The organism is Neisseria sp. 19428wB4_WF04, assembly GCF_015235335.1.
In the GTDB taxonomy this organism is placed as follows: domain Bacteria; phylum Pseudomonadota; class Gammaproteobacteria; order Burkholderiales; family Neisseriaceae; genus Neisseria; species Neisseria musculi.
Window position 1 is genome coordinate 1 of the sequence record NZ_JADGLG010000201.1, and the last position, 388, is coordinate 388.

At 45.1% G+C, this 388-nt stretch carries 1 pseudogene; it reads left to right on the plus strand.

From position 1 onward, the window contains the following. Positions 1-40: 40 nt before the first annotated feature. Positions 41-388: pseudogene (locus tag IR141_RS13000) on the plus strand (HPr(Ser) kinase/phosphatase); the annotation flags it as partial.

Here is a 388-nt window from a genome sequence, read left to right on the forward strand (position 1 = left end):
GACCGCAACCAGTCGTTTGGCAGGTGAATTGTCTTCTTACTTGGATTCTCGCCTTGCACAACGTACCAGCGTTCATGGAGTGTTAATGGACATTTACGGTATGGGAGTATTGATTCAAGGGGATTCAGGAATTGGTAAAAGTGAGACAGGTCTTGAATTGGTCAAACGTGGACATCGTATTGTTGCTGATGACCGTGTGGATGTCTATGCCAAAGATGATGTGACCCTTTGGGGAGAGCCAGCCGATATTTTGCGCCATTTACTCGAAATTCGAGGCGTGGGCATCATTGATATTATGAGCTTATACGGAGCGAGTGCTGTCAAGGAATCGTCAGAAGTACAGCTTGCGATTTATCTTGAAAATTATGAAACAGGCAAGGTCTTTGAC